This is a genomic window from Microbacterium sp. Root1433D1 (assembly GCF_001426835.1).
In the GTDB taxonomy this organism is placed as follows: Bacteria; Actinomycetota; Actinomycetes; order Actinomycetales; family Microbacteriaceae; genus Microbacterium; species Microbacterium maritypicum.
Genome location: NZ_LMFN01000002.1, coordinates 372,385 through 393,081 on the forward strand (window position 1 = coordinate 372,385; position 20,697 = coordinate 393,081).

A 20,697-nucleotide genomic window follows, 5' to 3' on the forward strand; every position below is an offset into this window, starting at 1 on the left:
TCAGCGTTCGATGAAGACGCCCTTGCCGACGACCGTGATGCCGGATTCGGTGACGGTGAAACCACGGGCCAGGTCGCGTTCGCGATCGACGCCGACCGTCGCACCATCGGCCAGCACCACGTTCTTGTCGAGGATCGCCCGATGGATGCGCGCCCCCTGCCCGACGTGCACGTGGTCGAAGACGACCGAGTCCGTGATGGTCGATCCGCCCCCTGCCAGGGTCCACGGACCCACAACGCTGCGTTCCAGGTGGGTACCGGACAGCACGGATCCGAGCGAGACGATCGAGTCGATCGCGTTGCCGATGCGACCGACCGAGTCGCGGACGAACTTCGCCGGCGGGGAGTTGACCGCCTGCGAGTGGATCGGCCACTCCATGTTGTAGAGGTTGAAGATGGGCAGGGTGGAGATCAGATCGCGGTGCGCGTCGTAGAACGAGTCGATCGTCCCCACGTCTCGCCAGTACGAGCGGTCGCGCGGCGAGGAGCCGGGGACCTCGTTCTGCTTCATGTCGTAGTAGCCGGCCTCGCCGCGCTCGACGAAATAGGGGACGATGTCGCCACCCATGTCGTGCCCCGACACGGGGGACTCCCCGTCTGCCTCGACGGCGGCGATCAGCGCGTCGGCGTCGAAGATGTAGTTGCCCATCGAGGCGAGCACCTCGTGGGGGGAGTCCTCGAGACCTGCGATGTCGGTCGGCTTCTCCAGGAACTGCTTGATCCTTCCCGATTCCGCGTCGGCGTCGATCACACCGAACTGCGACGCGAGCGCGAGCGGCTGACGGATGCCGGCGACGGTCGCCTTCGCGCCGGACTCGATGTGGGCCTCGAGCATCTGACGGAAGTCCATACGGTAGACGTGGTCGGCGCCGATCACCACGACGATGTCGGGCTTCTCGTCGTTGATGAGGTTCATGCTCTGCAGGATCGCGTCGGCAGAGCCGGAGAACCACCGCTTGCCCAGGCGCTGCTGCGCGGGCACGGACGTGACGTACGAGTCGAGCAGAGCCGACATCCGCCACGTCTGCGAGATGTGCCGGTCGAGGCTGTGGGACTTGTACTGCGTCAGCACCACGATCTGGCGCAGTCCCGAATTGATGAGGTTCGAGATGGCGAAGTCGATGAGCCTGTACTGTCCGCCGAACGGCACTGCGGGTTTCGCTCTGTCGGCCGTGAGGGGCATGAGGCGCTTGCCCTCGCCGCCGGCGAGGATGATCCCGAAGACCTTCTTTGGAGCGGACATGGCTCCACCATAGATGCCTTCGTCGTCGCTGTACTAGCGTTCAGACATGCGAGTTGAAATGATCACGAAGGAGTACCCGCCGGAGGTCTACGGCGGTGCCGGCGTGCACGTCGCCGAGCTCGTCGCGGCCCTCAGGGAGCACGTGGACGTGAAGGTGCGCGCGTTCGGCGCTCCCCGAGACGAGGCGGGTACCTTCGCGTACCGCACGCCCGTGGAGCTCGCGGGGGCGAATGCCGCATTGCAGACGCTCGGCACCGATCTGGAGATCGTCTCGGCCATCGCCGACGCCGACCTGGTGCACAGTCACACCTGGTACGCGAACTTCGCCGGTCACCTCGCCTCCCAGCTGCACGGCATCCCGCACGTCCTCACAGCGCACAGCCTCGAGCCCCTGCGGCCGTGGAAGGCGGAGCAGCTCGGGGGCGGTTACGCCGTCTCGAGCGGGATCGAGCGACTGGCCTATGAGAACGCCGCAGCCGTGATCGCCGTGAGCGCAGGGATGCGCGCCGACATCCTGCGCAGCTACCCGCAGGTCGACCCGGCGAAGGTCCGGGTGATCCACAACGGAATCGACGTCGAACGCTGGCGCCCTGTGCAGGACGAGTCGTTCCTGCGCTCGATCGGGATGGATCCGGACCGTCCTTCGGTGGTCTTCGTAGGACGCATCACGAGGCAGAAGGGGCTTCCCTATCTGCTGCAGGCTGCGCGGCTGCTCCCTCCGGAGGTGCAGCTGGTGCTCTGCGCCGGCGCTCCGGACACGCCGGAGATCATGGCTGAGGTGCAGGAGGGGGTGCGCCTGCTCCAGCAGAATCGCGACGGCGTGATCTGGATCGAGCGGATGCTGCCGCGGGACGAGCTGTCCGCCATCTTGACGGCAGCGACGACGTTCGTCTGCCCGTCGATCTACGAGCCGCTGGGCATCGTGAACCTCGAGGCCATGGCGTGTGGTGCTGCCGTGGTGGGAACGGCGACCGGCGGGATCCCGGAGGTCGTCGCCGACGGCGTCACCGGGCGTCTCGTCCCGATCGAGCAGGTACAGGACGGCACGGGCACACCGGTCGATCCGCAGCGTTACGTCGCGGATCTGGCCGCCGTGCTCACCGAGGTGGCGATGGATCCGGAGAGGGCACGCGCCTACGGCGAGGCCGGACGCGAGCGGGCGCGCAACGAGTTCAGCTGGGCGGCGATCGCCGAGACGACGCGCGCGCTCTACGCGGAGCTGACCGCCTGAGCCGATAGGCTGGGGACATGCCGAGCGCTCTGGAATTCACTGACGTCGTCGTGCGCCGTGAGGGGCGCAACATCATCGATCACGTGACCTGGCAGGTCGACGATGATCAGCGATGGGTGATCCTCGGCCCGAACGGCGCGGGCAAGACGACGCTCCTGCAGCTGGCCGACACACTCATGCACCCGACCGCCGGAACGGTGACGGTGCTGGGGGAGACCCTCGGCCGCACCGACGTGTTCGAGGTGCGTCCGCGTATCGGGTTCGCCTCCTCGGCGATGGCCAAGCGGGTCCCTCGTGACGAGACGGTCCTCAACACCGTGCTCACTGCCGCCTACTCGGTGCTCGGCCGATGGAACGAGAGCTACGAGGACATCGATGAGCGTCGCGCGCTCCGTGTCCTCGCCGACTGGCGCCTCGACCACCTGGCCGACCGCACCTTCGGCACGCTCAGCGACGGCGAGCAGAAGCGCGTCCAGATCGCGCGCGCCGTGATGACCGACCCGGAGCTCCTGCTGCTCGACGAGCCCACGGCATCGCTCGATCTCGGCTCCAGAGAAGAGCTCCTCGCGCTCCTCAGCGGCTACGCCTCCTCCCCGACGACCCCGGCCATGCTCATGGTGACGCACCACGTGGAGGAGATCCCCGTGGGGTTCACCCACGTCATGCTGATCCGCGACGGTGCCGTCGTGGCTGCAGGACCGATCGCCGAGACGCTCACCGCGGAGGCGCTCACCGACACCTTCGGCATGCCGATCGTGCTCACCAGCGAAGACGGACGCTACGCGGCACGCGCAGCATCCTGATGAGCGTCTGATAGAATCGACCCTTGGTGCTCTCTGCACCGCAGACTTCCCTCGTCCCTGGCACAATCCAGGGCAGCAACTAAGGAATCCCATGAAGACTGACATTCACCCCGAGTACAAGGCTGTCGTGTTCCGCGACCTCGGATCGGGCGAGACGTTCCTCACCCGTTCGACCGTGTCGAGCGACAAGACCATGGAGCTGGACGGCGTGGAGTACCCCGTCATCGACGTCGAGATCTCCTCGGCTTCGCACCCGTTCTACACGGGCAAGCAGCGCATCATGGACTCGGCCGGCCGCGTCGAGAAGTTCAACCAGCGCTTCAAGGGCTTCGGCGGCTCGTCCAAGTAACGACCGTCACGAAGAAGGCCCCATGCTCCTCGGAGCGTGGGGCCTTCTTCGTTCTCGGATGTGTGCGTCGCATCCGACCGTGCTCCGAGGCGTCAGAGGTCGAGCCGGATCCGCCCGTCGTCGATCGTGTCAGGGGGATCGCCGGGCGCTGGTGCCGGAGCTGTCCTCTGCGTCTGGCGGTCGCGTTCCATTCCCGCTTCATGCGCAGTCGGCGACCAGACGGCGTCGAACGCGCCGCCGAGGCCACCTCCACTGCTCTCGTACTTCTTCTCGATGGGTACCTTCGAGAAGCCGAAGGCGATCATGACGATCACGGCGGAGACCAGGAGCAGCAGCACTCCGACCGTGACGATCACCCCCACACCCTGTTCCATGCGCTCCAGACTAGGCGTCGGGTGGGACGACGGCATCCTCCTCGAGGAGGAGAAGCTCAGCGCACGCGGCGGCCGTGGGCGAGGTCGATCAGGTGGGACAGCACCGGTCCGCTGCGCAGGCCGTTGTGCTCGTGCTCACTCGTCTGCCAGAGCTGCACGCCCGGGAGCAGCTTCGCGGTCTCGAGAGAGAACTCGTAGGGCACGTAGACGTCGTTGATGTAGACCGCGGCCGCACCGGTCGCACCCGACGCCGAGATGGCGGCGGCATCGTAGATGCTCGGCCACTCGAACTCGGCGAGGTGGAGGGCGACATCGCGCCACGGCTGGAACGCGGGCACCGTCTCGGTCCACTCGCGGCGGATGTGCTCGCCGGTGAACAGCGTCGGGTCGTCGCGGAAGTCTGTCGGCTCCGTCCGCTCGGCCGACCACCGGGTGGCATGGCCGTCGGCGTAGCTCGATTCGTGGAACGCGAAGTACAGCGGGTTGCGGCCGTCGTAGGGCATCGCGTGCATCAGGTCGTACCGGAAGGCGTTGGAGGACGGATCGCGCTCCAGGATCGACCACAGGGTCTGCCACCCGTCGTTGGTGCCCAGCGCCGACCCCACCGACCGCAGGCGCGAGCGGGAGACCACCTCGCCGTCGGGAAGGACGATGCCGCCGGCATCCGCAAGATCGACGAGTCGCCGCATGGCGTCGCGGTGCTCCGGGAATCGGCGGTAGTAGCGCTCGGACGCGTCGCGCATCTTGTCGTAGCAGAGCGCGTAGACATCGTCGGGGTGGCGTCCGACGGCGCTGAGACCACCCGTGATGAAGACGTCTTCGAGAGCGGCGGCGTCGGTGGAGAGGTAGGCCAGGGTCGTGAAGCCGCCGAACGACTGCCCGAGCACGCTCCACGTGGTGGCGCCCAGGTGCTCCCGCATCGCCTCGCAGTCGCGCACGATCGCGTCGGCGCGGAGGTGCGTGAGGTGCTCGGCCACGGCCTCCGCGCCGCGCGCGAGGTCGTGATCCCCGACCGGGGTGGAGAGCCCGGTCCCGCGCTGGTCGAGAAGGACCAGGCGGTAGTGGGCGAGTGCTTCATCGAGCCAGGCCGGCGACGTCGAGGAGTGGAACGGGCGCGGTGCCTCGTGCCCCGGCCCGCCCTGCAGGAAGACGAGGTAGGGGAGGGACTCTCCGCCTTCGCGGGCGACGACGCGCGCGAAGATGTCGATCGTGCGGTGGTCGGCGGGATCGCCCCACACCAGGGGGACGGTGAGCGTGTGCTCTTCGACGGTGAGATCCTGCAGCGTGCGGATGACGGTGCTCATGTTCACATCACATTTCCGATATAGGAGTACTTGACGAAGACCTCCGAGGCGATGCCCGACTCCTCGAGCACACCCTGCACAGCGGTCATCATGTAGTTGGAATCCCAGCCCATGTAGAGGAAATGGCCCTCGTCGAGCGCGTCCCACTGGCCCTTCCAGGCCATGTCCTGGTAGATCGGGCCCCCGTGTGCGGCGCAGTACGCGAGCGCGGCGGTCCTCGTGTCCGTCCAGGCGCGACGGAAGACCCGGTTGAACAGGTACTTCACGTCGGGCACCTCCCAGCGCTCACCGCGGTACTCGACGTAGTCGAACTCCCGCTCCCAGCCCGTCGGCCATCCGCGACGGCGGACGGCATCGAGGATCGGCGTCAGGCCGTCGTCGTCGATCTCCGGGAGTGCGGGACGCGCCCAGATGCGGATCAGGTCGGCGGTGAGTGCGATCGTGCGCCGAGTGATCGCGGCCGTGTTCCACGCGTCGACGTCGGCGAGGTCGCGCGTGGCGGGTACGGAACTGCGGGCGTAGGCGTCCGTGCGCTTGACGGGGAACGAGGCGCCGAACACCCGCTCGGTGAGGGGCTGTTCGAGCAGGGTCAGGTTGCCGAGGGTCGGGGCGAGGGCGCGGTGGCTGTTCTGCTCGTCCTCGGTGTACTCGATCCAGGGCCGTTCGCCATCGCCGGACCACGTGTCACCCGGCACGACAGGCACGATGTGCTCGACGTCGAAGGACTCGAGGTCGTCGACCCCCTCCAGCCTGCCGAGGACGTAGGCCGGGTGGGGGAGTTCGCTGTACTTCAGGACGGCGCTCACACGTTCGTCGGACGGGGTGATGCGCGCGAACGCACGTGCGAGTGCGTCCCGGCCGTCGCGCCGCGCGCGGCAGAGCCTCGCGACCAGTCTCTCGGTCGGCAGATTCACCAGTGCGCGTCGAAGGTAGAGGGTCTGCAGCCACTCCAATGTCTCGATGAGCTCGGAGCGGTCGATGACGCCCCGCGCGTGATCGCTGTAGACGCTCATCACGAGCGGATACGAGGAGCGGCCGAACGTGTTGACGTGGCGCAGCTGCTGCGCGATCTCGGGGTCCTGCTCCCGCGACGGATCGAGCAGGATGCCGTAGATCTCGGCGTGGTGCCGCCACTCGGACGCATCCGCCTGCAGGTGGGAGAGATCGACGCGGGGGAACGACTGCCGGAACGCGCTGTACACGCCGTGCTCGCCGTTCGCCGCGACCTCACGTCCGGTGATGAGCACGAGGTAGTGCCTCCAGAAGGCGCCGATCGCCTCGCCGGTGTGCCGCTCGATGGGCACCCAGAAGCGGGATTCGACATCGACCTGCTCAGCGTGGCTCAGCCCCATGAGGATGTAGTTGTGGATGAGCTCGTGGTCGCGCAACGGCTCACCCGTCGAGTTCAGGCTCTCGAAGATCTGCTGGGCGTTCGCCTGCGCGCCGAGGGTGATCGACACGTGCTCGAGCTTCTGCAGCCCGCGCCAGATGAGCGGAACCTCGTCCACGTGGATCTGGCTGCGGAAGAAGGCGTAGTTGTCGTCGAAGCGCGATTCGCGGTCGGCATCGTCGCGTCGGTCGAGCACCACGGATTCGTACAGGTCTGCCCAGGCGTCGTGCGGGCGCAGCTTCGTGCGGCCGGGGGCATCGGAGCGCACCAGCACGCGTTCGAGCGCCGCGGCCAGAGCCTGGTCGGTGTCGCGGACCGCGTGATGCAGAGCCGCCACCAGGAGCATGAGCGTGGTGATGCGCTGCTGCCCGTCGATGAGGATCAGGTCCGACTCGGCTGAGGCGCCGTCTTCGGCGGACAGGATCGAACCGATGAAGTGACGGTGGGCGTCGTCTTCACGGGCGACCGCGCGGATGTCGGACAGGAGGCGTTCGCATCCCCCGATGTCCCACCGATACTGCCGCTGATACACGGGGACGACGATGGTGGTGGTGCCCGCCGCGAGCCACTCGATCGTGTTGACTGCTGTCGCCTCGACGTTGGTCGCGGTGCTCATGCTGGTGTCTCGTCCTCCCGTAGCGACGGGTGCCGAGGACTCGCCGGGCGCCCCGATCAGTCTATTCGGTTATGCACGGCGGACCTCCGAAGGGCTCGCGGGTGACGCTGTTAGGCTTGCCTTATCAGAGCCTGTTAAAACGTGCTGGCCCCCGATGAAAGGAACATGACTCGATCATGGGTTACATCAAGTCCGCTGCCCTCGAGGAAAAGGGATTCGTCGTCCTCGACAGCTACAACCAGGAGCTCGACCCCAAGGAATGGCTCGACATCGAGTACAACGACTGGAAGTCGTCGGGTGACACCCGCTTCGCGCCGCTCGCCAGTGCCTTCGGCGACATCGAGTGCAACGGGTTCTGGAACCACAAGCCGCCGCGCACCGACAAGGACGGCGTCTGGATCGACTCGCAGACCGAGAAGGCCCCGAACCTGACGCGTCGCGCGCAGGAGCCGGGCGCCAACGTCGGCCGTTGCCGCGTGATCGAGCTGCAGCCGACCCCGTACGGAGACTGCCTCTACAACCTCCACCAGGACGACAACAACCGTCTGAACCCGGACGGCACCGGCTGGGTGGTCCGCGGCTTCTTCAACCTCACCGATGACAAGGACAGCTACTTCGTCCTGCGCGAGAACCGCACCGACCCGAGCATCGAGTACCGCATCGCGCTCCCCGCCGGCGCTCAGCTCATCGTCGACACCCAGCGCCTGTGGCACGCCGCCACGCACAACGGCACCGAGCCGCGCTACTGCCTCATCACGTCGTGGACCTCGGGCCCCGAGCTCGACGCCTACATCGAGAAGTACCACGGCACCGACGACGTGCCCAACTACGAGGTCGACCAGGAGACGCTCGAGTTCGGCTACGCCGAGCAGGCGCGCAAGGACGCTGCCCGCGCGGCGTACTACGCCGCCAAGGGCCAGCAGGTCAAGCAGGCCATGAGCGAGGCCTGACCTCACCGACTCGACCGTTCGCGGTCCGAAGGCCCCGGTCGTCATGACCGGGGCCTTCGTCGTCGAATGACATGCTTGTGGTTTCCGCAGATCTCGGCGAGAATGGGCCCACAACCGCATATTCTCGCCACTTCGTGGTTCAGGTCGTTGGGGAAGACGCACCTGATGAAACGGAGAGATCATGGCGACGGCTTACGCACGCGGAGTGGTGTTCATCCACTCTGCGCCTCGCGCGCTCTGCCCGCACCTCGAATGGGCGGTGGGTCGCGCTATCGGGCGTGCGGTGAACTTCGACTGGACCGAGCAGCCCGTCCTCGACGGCGCCCGACGTGCGGAGTTCTACTGGGACGGCCCCGTCGGCACCGGTGCCGCTCTCGCGACGTCGATCCGCGGGTGGGAGCACCTCCGCTTCGAGGTGACCGAGGATCCCACGCCCCGCAGCGACGGCGGCCGCTGGCTGCACACTCCCGATCTGGGTATCCACTACGCGCAGACCGATGCCGCCGGCAACATCGTGATCGGTGAAGACCGCATCCGCTATGCGATGGAGATCGCTGCGGGCAGCGCGGTCGAGCTGCAGCGCGAGCTCGACATCGCCCTCGGCTCCGCGTGGGACGAGGAACTCGAGCCCTTCCGCCATGCCAGCGACGACGCCAGAGTCGTCTGGCTCCACAAGGTCGGCTAGGCCGACCCCACAGACCGGAACGGGGGAGGCGTGAGTATCGGATGCCGGTGAGTCATCCCGGACGCTGAGAAGACGTTTCCCCGCTCCGCACGACGAGGACCCCGCCCCGGAGACGAGGTGGGGTCCTCGTCGTCGGTCAGATCACCGCGGCGTGCTGCAGCTCTGCGTGCGGGGACGTGCTGGCGCCGCGCACGTCCTCCCAGGCCAACGAAAGGCGACGCATGGCCTCAGCCGTGCGCTCGGGCGGCAGGGTGATGGGGATGCGCAGTCGACGTTCGAGCACGCCGCCCGTCGTGAAGCGCGGTCCGGGAGGCAGGATCAGCTGCCGCTCGCGAGCAGCGAGGGACAGCGAGGTGGACAGCGGCGCACCGATGTCGAGCCATGCGGACAGCCCTCCTGGTGTCGGTGGCATCCGGAAGCCGGGGATGCCCGCCACGCCGGCCTCCACCGCTGCGCGACCGTCGTGCAGACGCTGACCGACGTGCGAGGTGAGCGCAGGCATGTCGGCGAGAAGCTCGACGGCGATGCACTGCTCGAGCAGGGCGGTGCCCAGCTCGAAGGATGGACGAACGGCGAGCAGTCGAGCGATGACCGTGCGCTCCGCACGGATCCAACCGATGCGCATCCCGCCCCACGCGATCTTCGACATCGATCCGACCGTGATCACATTGGGTCCGCTCGCGGCCATCGGAGCCGGCGACCAGCCGCGGTCGATATCGAGCTCGGTGGTCGTCTCATCGACGATGAGCTGAGTGCCCACGTTGCGCGCCGTCGTGACGATGCGTGAGCGCTCCTCGTCAGGCAGCGTGGCGCCGGTCGGGTTGTGGAAGTCGGGAATGAGGTAGGCGACATGGGGGCGGGAGCCGAGCAGAGTCTCGTTCAGATGGCGCGTGTCCCATCCGTCGACGTCGACGGGGGTCGGAAGCAGACGGTATCCATGCCGGTGCAGCGCCTCGAGCGCGTGCGGGAACGTGGGCTGCTCGACCAGGGCCCTCTCGCCGCGCCGTCCGATCGCCGCGAGGATCAGGTTCACCGCGTTGAGCGCCCCGGAGGTGATGATGATCTCGTCGGCCGAGGTCGGTGCTCCGCGATCGCGGTACCGCTGCGCTACGGCCTCTCGGAGCTCCGGAAGGCCACGGAGGGAGTATCCGCTGGTGCCGCGCAAGGCCGCAAGACGGGGGAGGGATCGGACCGTCGCGTCATACAGTCCCGGTGTGGAGTCCATCGATGCGATGGACAGATCGATGGCGTCGTCGTCGGCATCCGTGCCGGGCGCGGCGTGTCCGTTCGGCAGGGTGACGCGCGTGCTGCCTCCGTGCAGACGGGAGACGTACCCGTCGGCCTTGAGAAGCCCGTAGGTGCGGGTGATCGTGGAGCGGGAACGGCGAAGCTCCACCGCGAGAGCGCGCTCGCTCGGCAGACGTTCGCCGACCGTGAGCCGGCCGTCGAGGATCAGCGCCCTGATCCGGTCGGCGAGCGTCGTCGCTGCGGAGCCCGCCACGTTGTGCGCCCCGAGCTGTTCGACGAGTCGTGATCCCATGCGTCTAGCATGCCGCAAAGTGGCCTGACGAGTGCAGGCCACTTTGCGCTGAGTGGATTCGCTGACGGACGTGGCCCAGGGGCCAGAGTGGAAGCATGCTCCTGCGCTCCGTCGTGCTCCCCGTGACCGCCACCAGTCGGCGTGACCTCGTCGAGCGGCTCGTACAGCTGCTCGTGGGTCTCTTCCTCTACGGCGTGGCCCTCGGCTTCATGGTGCGCGGCGGCATCGGCGTCGCGCCGTGGGACGTGCTGGCGCTCGGTCTCGCCGAGCAGACCGGCCTCCGATACGGCGTGATGACCGTCGTCGTGTCCATCGTCGTGCTGCTGCTGTGGATCCCGCTGCGTCAGCGGGTGGGGCTCGGCACCGTCTTGAACGCGCTCCTCGTCGGGCCCAGCGCCGACCTCGCGCTCGCTCTGATCCCGCAGCCCGCTTCGGTGTGGATCGGCGCCCCCATGTTCGTCTTCGGACTCCTGCTGCTGTCCTTCGCGACCGGTCTGTACATTGCCGCAGACTTCGGTCCCGGACCTCGCGATGGATTGATGACGGGCCTCGTCCGACGTACCGGCTGGGCGGTGTGGCTGGTGCGGACACTGATCGAAGGCGGCGTGCTGCTGATCGGCTTCCTGCTCGGTGGACCCGTCGGCGTGGGAACCGTGCTCTTCGCCTTCGGCGTCGGGCCGCTGATCGGCTGGTTCCTGCCGCGCATCACGCGGATGAGGGAAGCACGTTCGCAGAAGCTCGGGAGCCTCCGCTCCGCCTGATGGATCACCGCGCACCTGCATGACCTGCGCACACGTGCATGACTGAGTACCGGCGGATGCTCAGGCATCCGTGTGATCCTCATGCAGATGAGAAAAGCGGCCCTCGGAATCCCGAGGGCCGCTCATCGTTATGGAGTGTCAGTCGGCGCTGGCGACCACGAGCACGGCGTTGTGACCGCCGAATCCGAACGAGTTGCTGATCGCGAACTGCGGACCCTCGCCGAGCGGCGTGGCGTCGCCCGAAAGACGGAACGGGACAGCGGGATCGGGCTCGGTCATGTTGATCGTGGGCGGTGCGACACGGTCGCGCAGGGCGAGGAGCGCGAAGATCGCCTCGAGTGCGCCGGTGCCTCCGAGCAGGTGCCCGGTCGATGCCTTCGTCGCCGAGACGGGGATCTCGTCGATCCGGTCTCCGAAGACCTTCTTGAGCGCGACGTACTCGTTGGGGTCGCCGACCGGGGTCGACGTCGCGTGCGCGTTGATGTGGGTGACCTGGTCGGCGGTGATGCCGGCCTCTTCGAGCGCCTGCGTCACCGCACGTGCGGCACCGTTGCCCTCGGGGTCGTTGCCGGTGATGTGGTAGGCATCGGCGGTGACGCCTCCGCCGAGCACATAGCCGTAGATCTTGGCGCCGCGAGCCTTCGCGTGCTCCTCGGTCTCGAGGATCAGGGCTGCGGCCCCCTCGCCCATGACGAATCCGTCACGGTCGATCGCGCCCGGTCGGGACGCGTGGGCCGGGTCGTCGTTCCGACGCGAGAGCGCCTGCGCGGAGGCGAACGATGCCATCGTGATCGGGTGGATCGCGGACTCCGTGCCACCGGCGATCACGACGTCGGCGAGACCGTCCTGAAGGTGGTGGAAGGCATGGATGATCGACTCGGTGCTGGAGGCGCACGCGCTGACGACGGTCTGCGCGTAGGCGCGGGCGTGGAACTGCAGTGACAGGTTTCCTGCAGCGGCGTTCGGCATGAGCATCGGGACGGTGAGCGGCATCACCCGTCGCGGGCCCTTCTCGCGGAGGGTGTCCCAGGCGTCCAGGAGCGTCCAGAGTCCACCGATGCCGGTGGCGAAGTCGACACCGAGTCGCTCGGGGGCGACTTCGGGGGAACCGGCATCCGCCCACGCCTCGCGCGCCGCGATCAACGCGAACTGCGACGAGGGGTCGAGACGCTTGGCCTCGTGGCGGGGGAGAACCTCTTCCGGGCGGACGATCGCCTCGGCGGCGAAGGTGACGGGCAGCTCGTACTGCTGTACCCAGTCGTGCTCGAGCGTGCGGGTGCCGGACATGCCGGCCAGCAGGTTCGTCCAGTTCTCCGGGGCCGTTCCGCCGATGGCGGAGGTGGCGCCGATGCCGGTGACGACGATGCGCTTGGTCATGGGGTGTGGTTCCTTGTCGAAACGAAGTCGAACGGGTGGGAGGGCAGGTCGGAGGATGCCACTCCCCGCGAGGTGCGGGGGTGGCATCCTGCCGGGATTACTCCTGGCCCGCGACGATGAAGCTGACGGCGTCGCCGACGGTCTTCAGGTTCTTGACCTCGTCGTCGGGGATGGTGACGCCGAACTTCTCCTCGGCGTTGACGACGATCGTCATCATCGAGATGGAGTCGATGTCGAGGTCGTCCGTGAACGACTTCTCGAGGGCGACCTCGGAAGCGTTGATGCCGGTCTCGTCGGTGATGAGCTCTGCGAGGCCAGCGAGGACCTCATCGTTGGTGAAAGCCATGTGGTCTTCCTCTTTCTTGCGGGTTGTTTTCGGAACCGTGGAACAGTCTAGGGAAAGTCAGCGCATTCTCAGGGAAGGACGACGACCTGTGCGGCGAACACGAGGCCGGCGCCGAAGCCGATCTGCAGTGCGAGACCGCCCGACAACTCGGGGTGCTCGGCCATCAGGCGGTGGCTGGCCAGCGGGATCGACGCCGCCGAGGTGTTGCCCGTGGTCTCGATGTCGCGGGCGATCACCGTGCTCTCCGGCAGCTTGAGCTGCTTGGCGAACTCGTCGATGATGCGCATGTTGGCCTGGTGGGGAATGAACGCGGCGATGTCGGTCGGCTCGACGCCGGCTTTGTCCAGCGCCTCACGGGCGACCTTGGCCATCTCCCAGACGGCCCAGCGGAAGACCGTCGGGCCCTCCTGACGAAGGGTCGGCCACGGCACCACGCCGTCGCGGAAGTCGGTGAGGGTGCCGTTCATTCCCACAGCGTCGGCCTTCGAGCCATCCGAACCCCACACCGCCGGTGCGATGCCCGGCGTGTCGCTCGGACCGATCAGGGCTGCGCCTGCACCGTCGCCGAGCAGGAACGAGATGCTGCGATCGGTCGGGTCGACGACGTCGGACAGCTTCTCCGTGCCGATGACCAGTGCGTAGCGGGCGGCGCCGGCCTTGATCAGCGCGTCGGCCTGGGCGATCGCGTAGGCGTATCCTGCGCAGGCCGCGTTGATGTCGTAGGCGGCTGCGGGGTTCGCCCCGACACGGTCGGCGACGATGGCCGAGACCGAGGGGGTCTGCTTGGGGTTGCTGATGGTCGCGACGATCACCAGGTCGACCTGGTCCGCCGCGACGCCCGACTTCTCGATGGCCTCGGCAGCCGCCGCGGTCGCGAGGTCGATCGCATCGGTGCCCTTGTCGGCGCGAGCGCGGGTGACGATGCCGGTGCGCTGACGGATCCACTCGTCGCTGGAGTCGATGGGGCCGATCAGGTCTTCGTTCGGCACGGCATTCTCGCCACGGGCGGCGCCGTAGGAGTAGATGCGCGTGTACGCGGGACCGGTGAGCTGGGCGAGCGTGACGCTCATGCGGCTTCTCCGTTCAGCAGCGCGACGGCTGCATCAAGGTCTTCAGGGGTCTTCACAGCGACGGTCGGTACACCGCGGAGGCCGCGCTTGGCGAGGCCGACCAGGGCGCCGGCCGGAGCGAGTTCGATGACACCGGTGACGCCCGCGTCGGCGAAGGACTGCATGCAGAGGTCCCAACGCACCGGGGACGACACCTGATCGACGAGGAAGCTCAGCGCCTGCGCTCCGTCGGCCACGGCGGAGCCGTCGCGGTTGGTCCACAGCGTGATGTCGGGGTTGGCGGGCGTGACGTCGGATACCGCATCGCGGAGCGAGGCGACGGCCGATGCCATGTACCGCGTGTGGAACGCGCCGGCGACCTGCAGAGGGATCACGCGGGTGCCCTTGAGGGGCTCCTCGGCGAGTGCCGCGAGAGCGGGGAGGGCGCCTGCGACCACGATCTGGCCGCCGCCGTTGTAGTTGGCGGGGGAGAGGTCGAGTTCGGCGAGGCGCGCGAGAAGGGCTTCCTCGTCACCGCCGAGGACCGCACTCATTCCTGTCTGCTCCTGCGCTGCCGCATCGGCCATCGCGCGGCCGCGGATGCCCACCAGGCGCATGCCGGTGTCGGCATCGATCACACGGCTGCCGACGAGTGCGGCGATCTCACCGACCGAGTGCCCGGCGATGCCGTCGGCACGTCGACCGGCGCGCTGCGTGAGGGCATCCCCGGCGATCAGCGACGCGGCGACGATCAGCGGCTGAGCGATGCGGGTGTCCCGGATCGTGTCGGCGTCCGATGCCGTGCCGTGTTCGCGAAGATCGACCTCCGCGGCGTCCGAGTAGGCGTCGAGGCGTTCTGCCACTCCGTCGAGCTCGAGCCAAGGAGCGAGGAATCCGGGGGTCTGCGAGCCCTGACCTGGGCATACGACGACAATCACCCACCCAGTCTGCCAACGTTTGCGGCAGAGCGGTGGATGATCCATCACAAGATTCCGAAAAACCCTTGTGTGTGGCGTACAGAGAAGGGTTCAGCGCTGGGTGCGTCGGAGCGGGGCGCGCCGACGGACCTGATCCGCCGCACCGATCGAGCCGAGGATCAGAGCGGTCTGCAGGATGAGCGCTTCGCGGGGGCCGGTGGCATCCCAGCCGATGACTTCGCTCACGCGCTTGAGGCGGTAGCGCACGGTGTTGGGGTGCACGAACAGCTCGCGCGCCGTGGCCTCCAGGGAGCGCCCGTTGTCGAGGTAGCTCCAGAGGGTGGTGACCAAGTCGGTGGAGTGCGCCTGCAAGGGGCGGAAAATGCGCTCGATCAGCGTCTGCTTCGCCAACGGGTCTCCGGCGAGTGCGCGCTCTGGCAGCAGATCATCAGCCTCGACCGGACGGGGTGCGCCGCGCCATGCGCGGGCGACCGCGAATCCTGCGAGGGCGGCACGGGCGCTCTGGCTCGCGTCCACGAGCGCCGCGACCTCGGGTCCGAGCACGACGTATCCTGGTCCGAACGACGGCTCCAGGCGGGAGGCGATCTCCTGGAAGCCGAGCTCTTCCTCTTCGAGCTCCTGACCCTCGACCCTGGCGCGGCCGAGCACCAGGACGAGGCGGGAGCCCTGCACACCGATGAGCACGTCGACGGCGAGCTTCCTGGCGGTGCGGCGGACCAAGTCGACGTCGAACTGCGGAGGTGTCGTCCCGACGAGGACGGCGACCTCGCCGTGACCGTGCCACCCGAGTGCGGCGATCCTGCTCGGCAGCTCTTCATCGGCCTCGCCGGTGAGGATCGAGTCGACGACGAGTGCTTCCAGGCGCGCGTCCCATAGGCCGCGGGCCTCGGCTGCCCTCGCGTACACGTCGGCCGCCGCGAAGGCGACGTCGCGGGAGTAGAGCAGGATCGCCTCGCGCAGATCGTTCCCCCGCCCGGCGACCCGCTCCTCGGTGACCTCGACGGTCACGCGGATGAGCTGCAGAGTCTGCTGGAGGCTCACGCTTCGCAGCAGCTCGCGAGGAGCCGCCGCGAAGATGTCCGCCGCGATCCACGGAGTGGAGGTGGGGTCCTCGTACCACTGGATGAACGACGTGATACCCGCCTGGGCCACCAGCCCGACCGCAGAGCGGCGGGCTGGTGGCATGTCGGCGTACCACGGGAGGGTGTCCTCCAGGCGCTTGATCGTCACCGAGGCGATGTCACCGGAGATCCGGCGCAGCCAGGTGAGTGTCGCGGCCTTGTCCATGCCGGAAGGAGGAGAACCTGTCACCGAGGGCTCAGCTTTCGCCGCCCGCGTTGCCGCTGGTGCCGGCGTTCACATCGTGCAGGCTGTACTTCTGGATGGCCTGCGCGGCGAGCGAGCGGTCGACGACCCCGTCTTCGGCGAGCGACTGCAGGGTGCGCACCACGATCGACGGGCCGTCGATCTTGAAGAAGCGACGGGCAGCGGCACGGGTGTCCGAGAAGCCGAAACCGTCGGCGCCGAGAGTGGCGAAGCGGTTCGGCACCCACGGACGGATCTGGTCCTGCACGGCGTGCATGAAGTCGCTGACGGCGACCACGGGGCCTTCGGCGCCCTGCAGCTTCTGGGTGAGGTACGCGGTGTGAGGCTCTTCCTCCGGGTGCAGGAAGTTGTGCTCGTCGGCGGCGAGGCCGTCGCGGCGCAGCTCGGTCCACGAGGTGACCGACCAGACATCGGCGATCACACCCCAGTCGTTCTTCAGCAGCTGCTGTGCCTCGAGGGCCCAGGGAAGTCCGACGCCCGAGGCGAAGAGCTGGGCACGGGGGCCTTCGCCCTCGCCGACCGAGACGCGGTGGATGCCGCGCACGATGCCGTCGACGTCCACGTTCTCCGGCTCAGCCGGCATCACCATCGGCTCGTTGTAGAGCGTGATGTAGTACATGACGTTCGGGTCTTCGTGGTTGCCGCCGTACATGCGCTCGAGACCGGAGCGCATGATGTGCGCGATCTCATAGCCGTACGCCGGGTCGTACGAGACCGTCGCCGGGTTGGTGGCGGCGAGCAGGTGCGAGTGGCCGTCGGCGTGCTGCAGACCCTCACCCGTGAGGGTGGTGCGCCCTGCCGTCGCGCCCATGATGAAGCCGCGGGCCATCTGGTCGCCGGCTGCCCACTGGGCGTCGCCCGTGCGCTGGAATCCGAACATCGAGTAGAAGAGGTAGATCGGGATCAGCGGCTCGCCGTGCGTGGCGTACGACGTGCCGGCCGCGGTGAACGCCGCGAGGGCGCCCGCCTCGTTGATGCCGACGTGGACGATCTGGCCCTGCGGGCTCTCCTTGTAGGCGAGGAGAAGTTCGCGGTCGACCGAGGTGTAGTGCTGGCCGTTCGGGTTGTAGATCTTCGCCGAAGGGAAGTAGGCGTCCATTCCGAAGGTACGTGCCTCATCCGGGATGATCGGGACGATGCGGTGACCGAAGTCCTTGGAACGCAGCAGGTCCTTCAGCAGACGGACGAACGCCATGGTCGTGGCGATCTCCTGCGTACCAGAGCCCTTCTTCGGCAGGGCGTAGGCGGTGTCATCCGGCAGCGAGAGGCCGACATGGGTAGAGCGGCGCTCCGGCAGGAAGCCGCCGAGTGCGTTTCTACGCTCGAGCATGTACTGGATCGTCTCGTCCTGGGGGCCCGGGTTGTAGTACGGGGGCAGGTACGGGTTCTCCTCGAGCTGCGAATCCGTGATCGGGATGTGCATCGCGTCGCGGAACGTCTTGAGGTTGTCCAGCGTCATCTTCTTCATCTGGTGGGTCGCGTTGCGGCCCTCGAAGTGCGGACCGAGGCCGTAGCCCTTGACGGTCTTCGCGAGGATGACGGTGGGCTTGCCCTTGTGCTCGGTCGCTGCCTTGAACGCGGCGTAGACCTTGCGGTAGTCGTGGCCACCGCGCTTGAGGTTCCAGATGTCGTCGTCGGAGTAGTCCTTGACGAGGGCTGCGGCGCGCTCGTCGCGGCCGAAGAAGTGCTCACGGACGTACGCGCCGGACTCGGCCTTGTACGTCTGGTAGTCGCCGTCGGGGGTGACGTTCATCAGGTTGAGCAGCGCGCCCTCGGTGTCGCGGGCGAGCAGGTCGTCCCACTCGCGACCCCAGACGACCTTGATGACGTTCCAGCCCGCACCGCGGAAGAACGACTCGAGCTCCTGGATGATCTTGCCGTTGCCTCGCACGGGCCCGTCGAGACGCTGCAGGTTGCAGTTCACGACGAACGTCAAGTTGTCGAGGCCCTCGTTGGCGGCGACCTGCAGCTGTCCGCGGCTCTCGACCTCGTCCATCTCGCCGTCGCCCAAGAAGGCCCAGACACGCGACTGGGACGTGTCCTTGATGCCGCGGTTCTCGAGGTACTTGTTCGACATCGCCTGGTAGATCGCGTTGATCGGGCCGAGGCCCATCGACACGGTCGGGAACTGCCAGTACTCCGGCATAAGGCGCGGGTGCGGGTAGGACGGGATGCCGTAGGGGGCGTGCGACTTCTCCTGGCGGAATCCGTCGAGCTGGTCCTCGGTCAGGCGTCCTTCGAGGTACGACCGGGCATAGGTGCCGGGGGAGGCGTGACCCTGGATGAAGATCTGGTCTGCACCACCGGGGCTGTCCGCCCCCTTGAAGAAGTGGTTGAAGCCCACCTCGTACAGAGCAGCCGAGGAGGCGTAGGTCGAGATGTGGCCGCCGACGCCGATGCCGGGTCGCTGAGCGCGGTGCACCGTGATCGCGGCGTTCCAGCGGATCCAGGCGCGGTAGCGGCGCTCGACCTCCTCATCACCGGGGAACTCGGGCTCGTTCTCCGAGGCGATGGTGTTGATGTAGTCCGTCGTCGGGACCATCGGCACGCCCAGGTGCAGCTCCTTCGAGCGCTTGAGCAGGCTGAGCATGATCTCGCGGCCGCGGCCGTGGCCCTTGGCATCCACCAGCTCATCGAGGGACTGCTGCCACTCGCCGGTCTCCTCCGGATCGCTGTCGAGGGGGCCCTGGGAGTACGGATCCTGGTCGTGCACGGTCACGGGGGAACCTTTCGTCAAGCTGGCAGGTCATGCCAAGGAAACGGGAAGCGACACGGGCAGCCTTGTCAGCTGTGCACAACGCGCGCCGGATTCAGCCTATCCCTCTTCTACGACACGGGTGCGCATCGGCCTCCCGATAGACTGGCGACACCAGGGCCTTTAGCTCAGCTGGTAGAGCGCCACGTTTACACCGTGGATGTCGTCGGTTCGATCCCGGCAGGGCCCACACCACACCCCGCTCGCCGCGGGCGATACTCGCTCGCGGAGCGCCCGCGCGATCACTGTGCGTGCTCAGGCGTCGCGAGAGAGCCACCCCTGGTAGACGTGAAGGTCGGGAGCAGACGCCGTCGCCTCTCGCCACCGGTCGAGCCAGCGGCGGCGAACAGCGGTCGGCGGCCACGGCGTCGGGCGGAGTTCGACGGGGATGAGGGGGTCGTCCCGCAATGCCGCATCCAGCGATTCCGCGAGTATGAGCTGGCGCGCGACCGGTTCCTGGTCGCTGATGTCGACGCTGAGGGCCGCCTCCAGTGCTTCATACGCTATGACGGTGTCGCGGGCAGGCCAGAGTGTTTCGGCGATGTCTTCGTTCCTGTCGGTCCCCCGGACGGTCAGCGCGGTGACGCTCGCGGTGACCAGGTACGGGTCGAGCTCCGGGGCGAGGGCGGCGTCGATGGCGTGGGGGGTGAGGTAGAGACCCGTGGAGATCGACACGGCGCCCAGCGCGTGCATCTCCCGACGAAATGTGTCGCGAACCGCGCGCTCGCTCTCGGGGGCGCTGAGTGCGAGGAGATGCCAGTAGCCGTCCCACGGTGCCTGATCGGCATCCTGGGCGAACGCGAGGCGGAGTCCGATCCGCTCTCGTTCGAGGCGTGCTCTTCCGGCTTCGGTGAGTTCGATGGTGCCGTTGCGTCCGCGGCCGTGCTGGGTGATGTCCCCGGTCGAGATGAGGCGTCGCAGCGCCAGGCGCACGGGCTGGTCGCCGACCTGCAGTCGATTCGCCGTGTCGTAGATGATGCCCAGGTTGGCAGCGCCATCGAAAGGGAGGAGCGCCTCGATGATGGTCCGGGGCGAGATCTGCGTGTTCAACGGGACACCTCCTTCTCCATCACGGTATATCGGTCGAACCCGTACACGTAGCCGAGCAGCCCGAGGGACCCGCCGTCGACCGTCGTGAATCCACGACGGCGATAGAGCGCCTCGGCGCGTGGGTTGCTGTCGACCACCGACAGCCGCACCGCGTGGAGTCCACGTTCGCGCGCATGCTGTTCGGCCGCGCCGAGGAGTGCCGTGCCGATCCCGCCTCCGCGATGCGCCCGGTCGACGCAGATGCCGTCGAGTACCAGCCGGTCACCTGCCTCGCTCCGAGCGAGCACGCTCATCGCGAGAGCGGCACGCACGGCCTGCTGAAGGGGAAGTGCCGACTTGAGAGCCACCCAGGAGAGACGCGTAGCCCCGATGCCCTGGTCCATGAACCCGCACACCCCGACCACGACCTCCTCCACGCGAGCGACGAGCATCCGTTCTGCGCGCAGAGAAGCCCGAACGATTCGAAGACCTGTCTCCTCGTCGGCGAAGGCGGGCTGGAGCTTGCGGTGGAAGGCCTCCCAGTAGAGCGAACCGACACGGATGCGTTCCGAATCGTCGAATCCGATGGCAATATCTCGAGCACCCATAGGCCAAAACTATCACGTAGGCTA

The 20,697-nt window shown here is 67.6% G+C and carries 19 protein-coding genes and 1 tRNA gene; 7 read left to right on the top strand and 13 right to left on the bottom strand.

Going from position 1 to position 20,697, the window contains the following annotated elements; genetic code table 11:
* The gene (gene glgC / locus ASD13_RS07705) at positions 1–1,242 is read right to left on the bottom strand and encodes a glucose-1-phosphate adenylyltransferase (RefSeq protein WP_017830423.1); all 1,242 of its coding nucleotides are present in this window, start codon (positions 1,240–1,242) and stop codon (positions 1–3) included.
* A 46-nt stretch (positions 1,243–1,288) separates the two neighbouring features.
* On the opposite strand from glgC, the gene glgA reads away from it, so the two are divergent.
* The 3 genes from glgA (at position 1,289) to ASD13_RS07720 (ending at position 3,625) form a co-directional block, all read left to right on the top strand.
* A complete protein-coding gene (gene glgA, locus ASD13_RS07710) occupies positions 1,289–2,473 on the top strand; it encodes a glycogen synthase (protein ID WP_055867804.1) in 1,185 nt (394 codons plus the stop codon).
* 17 nt (positions 2,474–2,490) lie between these two features.
* Complete coding sequence (locus ASD13_RS07715; protein WP_017830425.1) at positions 2,491–3,276, top strand: ABC transporter ATP-binding protein; 786 nt, start codon at positions 2,491–2,493, stop codon at positions 3,274–3,276.
* 91 nt (positions 3,277–3,367) lie between these two features.
* Complete coding sequence (locus tag ASD13_RS07720; RefSeq protein ID WP_017830426.1) at positions 3,368–3,625, top strand: type B 50S ribosomal protein L31; 258 nt, start codon at positions 3,368–3,370, stop codon at positions 3,623–3,625.
* A 92-nt stretch (positions 3,626–3,717) separates the two neighbouring features.
* Here the strand turns inward: ASD13_RS07720 and ASD13_RS07725 are convergent, their stop codons facing one another.
* Genes ASD13_RS07725 through ASD13_RS07735 form a run of 3 tightly spaced genes read right to left on the bottom strand, consistent with a single transcriptional unit; the run spans position 3,718 to position 7,309 of the window.
* Complete coding sequence (locus ASD13_RS07725; protein WP_017830427.1) at positions 3,718–3,999, bottom strand: hypothetical protein; 282 nt, start codon at positions 3,997–3,999, stop codon at positions 3,718–3,720.
* A gap of 56 nt (positions 4,000–4,055) precedes the next feature.
* The gene (locus ASD13_RS07730; RefSeq protein WP_157535605.1) at positions 4,056–5,309 is read right to left on the bottom strand and encodes an alpha/beta fold hydrolase; all 1,254 of its coding nucleotides are present in this window, start codon (positions 5,307–5,309) and stop codon (positions 4,056–4,058) included.
* Positions 5,306–7,309, bottom strand: a complete 2,004-nt coding sequence (locus ASD13_RS07735) for a DUF262 domain-containing protein (protein ID WP_055867807.1) — start codon at positions 7,307–7,309, stop codon at positions 5,306–5,308. The genes ASD13_RS07730 and ASD13_RS07735 overlap by 4 nt, the downstream gene beginning before the upstream one ends.
* Positions 7,310–7,485: 176 nt before the next feature.
* On the opposite strand from ASD13_RS07735, the gene ASD13_RS07740 reads away from it, so the two are divergent.
* On the top strand, positions 7,486–8,259 hold the full coding sequence (locus ASD13_RS07740) for a hypothetical protein (RefSeq protein ID WP_021200730.1): 774 nt from the start codon (positions 7,486–7,488) through the stop codon (positions 8,257–8,259).
* A 181-nt stretch (positions 8,260–8,440) separates the two neighbouring features.
* Positions 8,441–8,944, top strand: a complete 504-nt coding sequence (locus ASD13_RS07745) for a DUF3145 domain-containing protein (RefSeq protein ID WP_017830431.1) — start codon at positions 8,441–8,443, stop codon at positions 8,942–8,944.
* Positions 8,945–9,080: 136 nt separating this feature from the next.
* Here ASD13_RS07745 and yczR read toward each other — a convergent pair whose 3' ends face one another.
* A complete protein-coding gene (gene yczR / locus ASD13_RS07750; protein ID WP_055867821.1) occupies positions 9,081–10,484 on the bottom strand; it encodes a MocR-like transcription factor YczR in 1,404 nt (467 codons plus the stop codon).
* A gap of 95 nt (positions 10,485–10,579) precedes the next feature.
* Between yczR and yczE the strand changes: the two genes are divergently transcribed.
* Positions 10,580–11,245 (top strand): membrane protein YczE, encoded by a 666-nt coding sequence (yczE, locus tag ASD13_RS07755; protein WP_055867823.1) that lies wholly within the window; start codon positions 10,580–10,582, stop codon positions 11,243–11,245.
* 138 nt (positions 11,246–11,383) lie between these two features.
* Here yczE and ASD13_RS07760 read toward each other — a convergent pair whose 3' ends face one another.
* The 6 genes from ASD13_RS07760 to aceE all read right to left on the bottom strand — a co-directional run bounded on the left by ASD13_RS07760 (position 11,384) and on the right by aceE (position 19,000).
* Positions 11,384–12,622, bottom strand: a complete 1,239-nt coding sequence (locus ASD13_RS07760) for a beta-ketoacyl-[acyl-carrier-protein] synthase family protein (protein ID WP_017830434.1) — start codon at positions 12,620–12,622, stop codon at positions 11,384–11,386.
* A gap of 97 nt (positions 12,623–12,719) precedes the next feature.
* Complete coding sequence (locus ASD13_RS07765; protein WP_017830435.1) at positions 12,720–12,968, bottom strand: acyl carrier protein; 249 nt, start codon at positions 12,966–12,968, stop codon at positions 12,720–12,722.
* A 68-nt stretch (positions 12,969–13,036) separates the two neighbouring features.
* Positions 13,037–14,038, bottom strand: coding sequence for a beta-ketoacyl-ACP synthase III (locus ASD13_RS07770; RefSeq protein ID WP_055867826.1), 1,002 nt, complete (start codon positions 14,036–14,038; stop codon positions 13,037–13,039).
* Positions 14,035–14,955, bottom strand: coding sequence for an ACP S-malonyltransferase (locus tag ASD13_RS07775; protein WP_055867828.1), 921 nt, complete (start codon positions 14,953–14,955; stop codon positions 14,035–14,037). Before ASD13_RS07775 ends, ASD13_RS07770 begins: the two co-directional genes overlap by 4 nt.
* Positions 14,956–15,045: 90 nt before the next feature.
* Entirely contained in the window at positions 15,046–16,242 is a 1,197-nt protein-coding gene (locus ASD13_RS07780) for a PucR family transcriptional regulator (RefSeq protein ID WP_055867830.1), read from the bottom strand.
* Between the two features lie 31 nt (positions 16,243–16,273).
* On the bottom strand, positions 16,274–19,000 hold the full coding sequence (gene aceE, locus ASD13_RS07785) for a pyruvate dehydrogenase (acetyl-transferring), homodimeric type (protein ID WP_055867833.1): 2,727 nt from the start codon (positions 18,998–19,000) through the stop codon (positions 16,274–16,276).
* Positions 19,001–19,153: 153 nt separating this feature from the next.
* On the opposite strand from aceE, the gene ASD13_RS07790 reads away from it, so the two are divergent.
* Positions 19,154–19,226, top strand: a tRNA-Val gene (locus tag ASD13_RS07790).
* A gap of 65 nt (positions 19,227–19,291) precedes the next feature.
* On the opposite strand, the gene ASD13_RS07795 is transcribed toward ASD13_RS07790, so the two are convergent.
* Both ASD13_RS07795 and ASD13_RS07800 read right to left on the bottom strand, forming a co-directional pair.
* A complete protein-coding gene (locus ASD13_RS07795) occupies positions 19,292–20,086 on the bottom strand; it encodes a PaaX family transcriptional regulator (protein ID WP_055867836.1) in 795 nt (264 codons plus the stop codon).
* A complete protein-coding gene (locus ASD13_RS07800) occupies positions 20,083–20,673 on the bottom strand; it encodes a GNAT family N-acetyltransferase (protein WP_055867839.1) in 591 nt (196 codons plus the stop codon). The genes ASD13_RS07795 and ASD13_RS07800 overlap by 4 nt, the downstream gene beginning before the upstream one ends.
* Between the last annotated feature and the right edge of the window lie 24 nt (positions 20,674–20,697).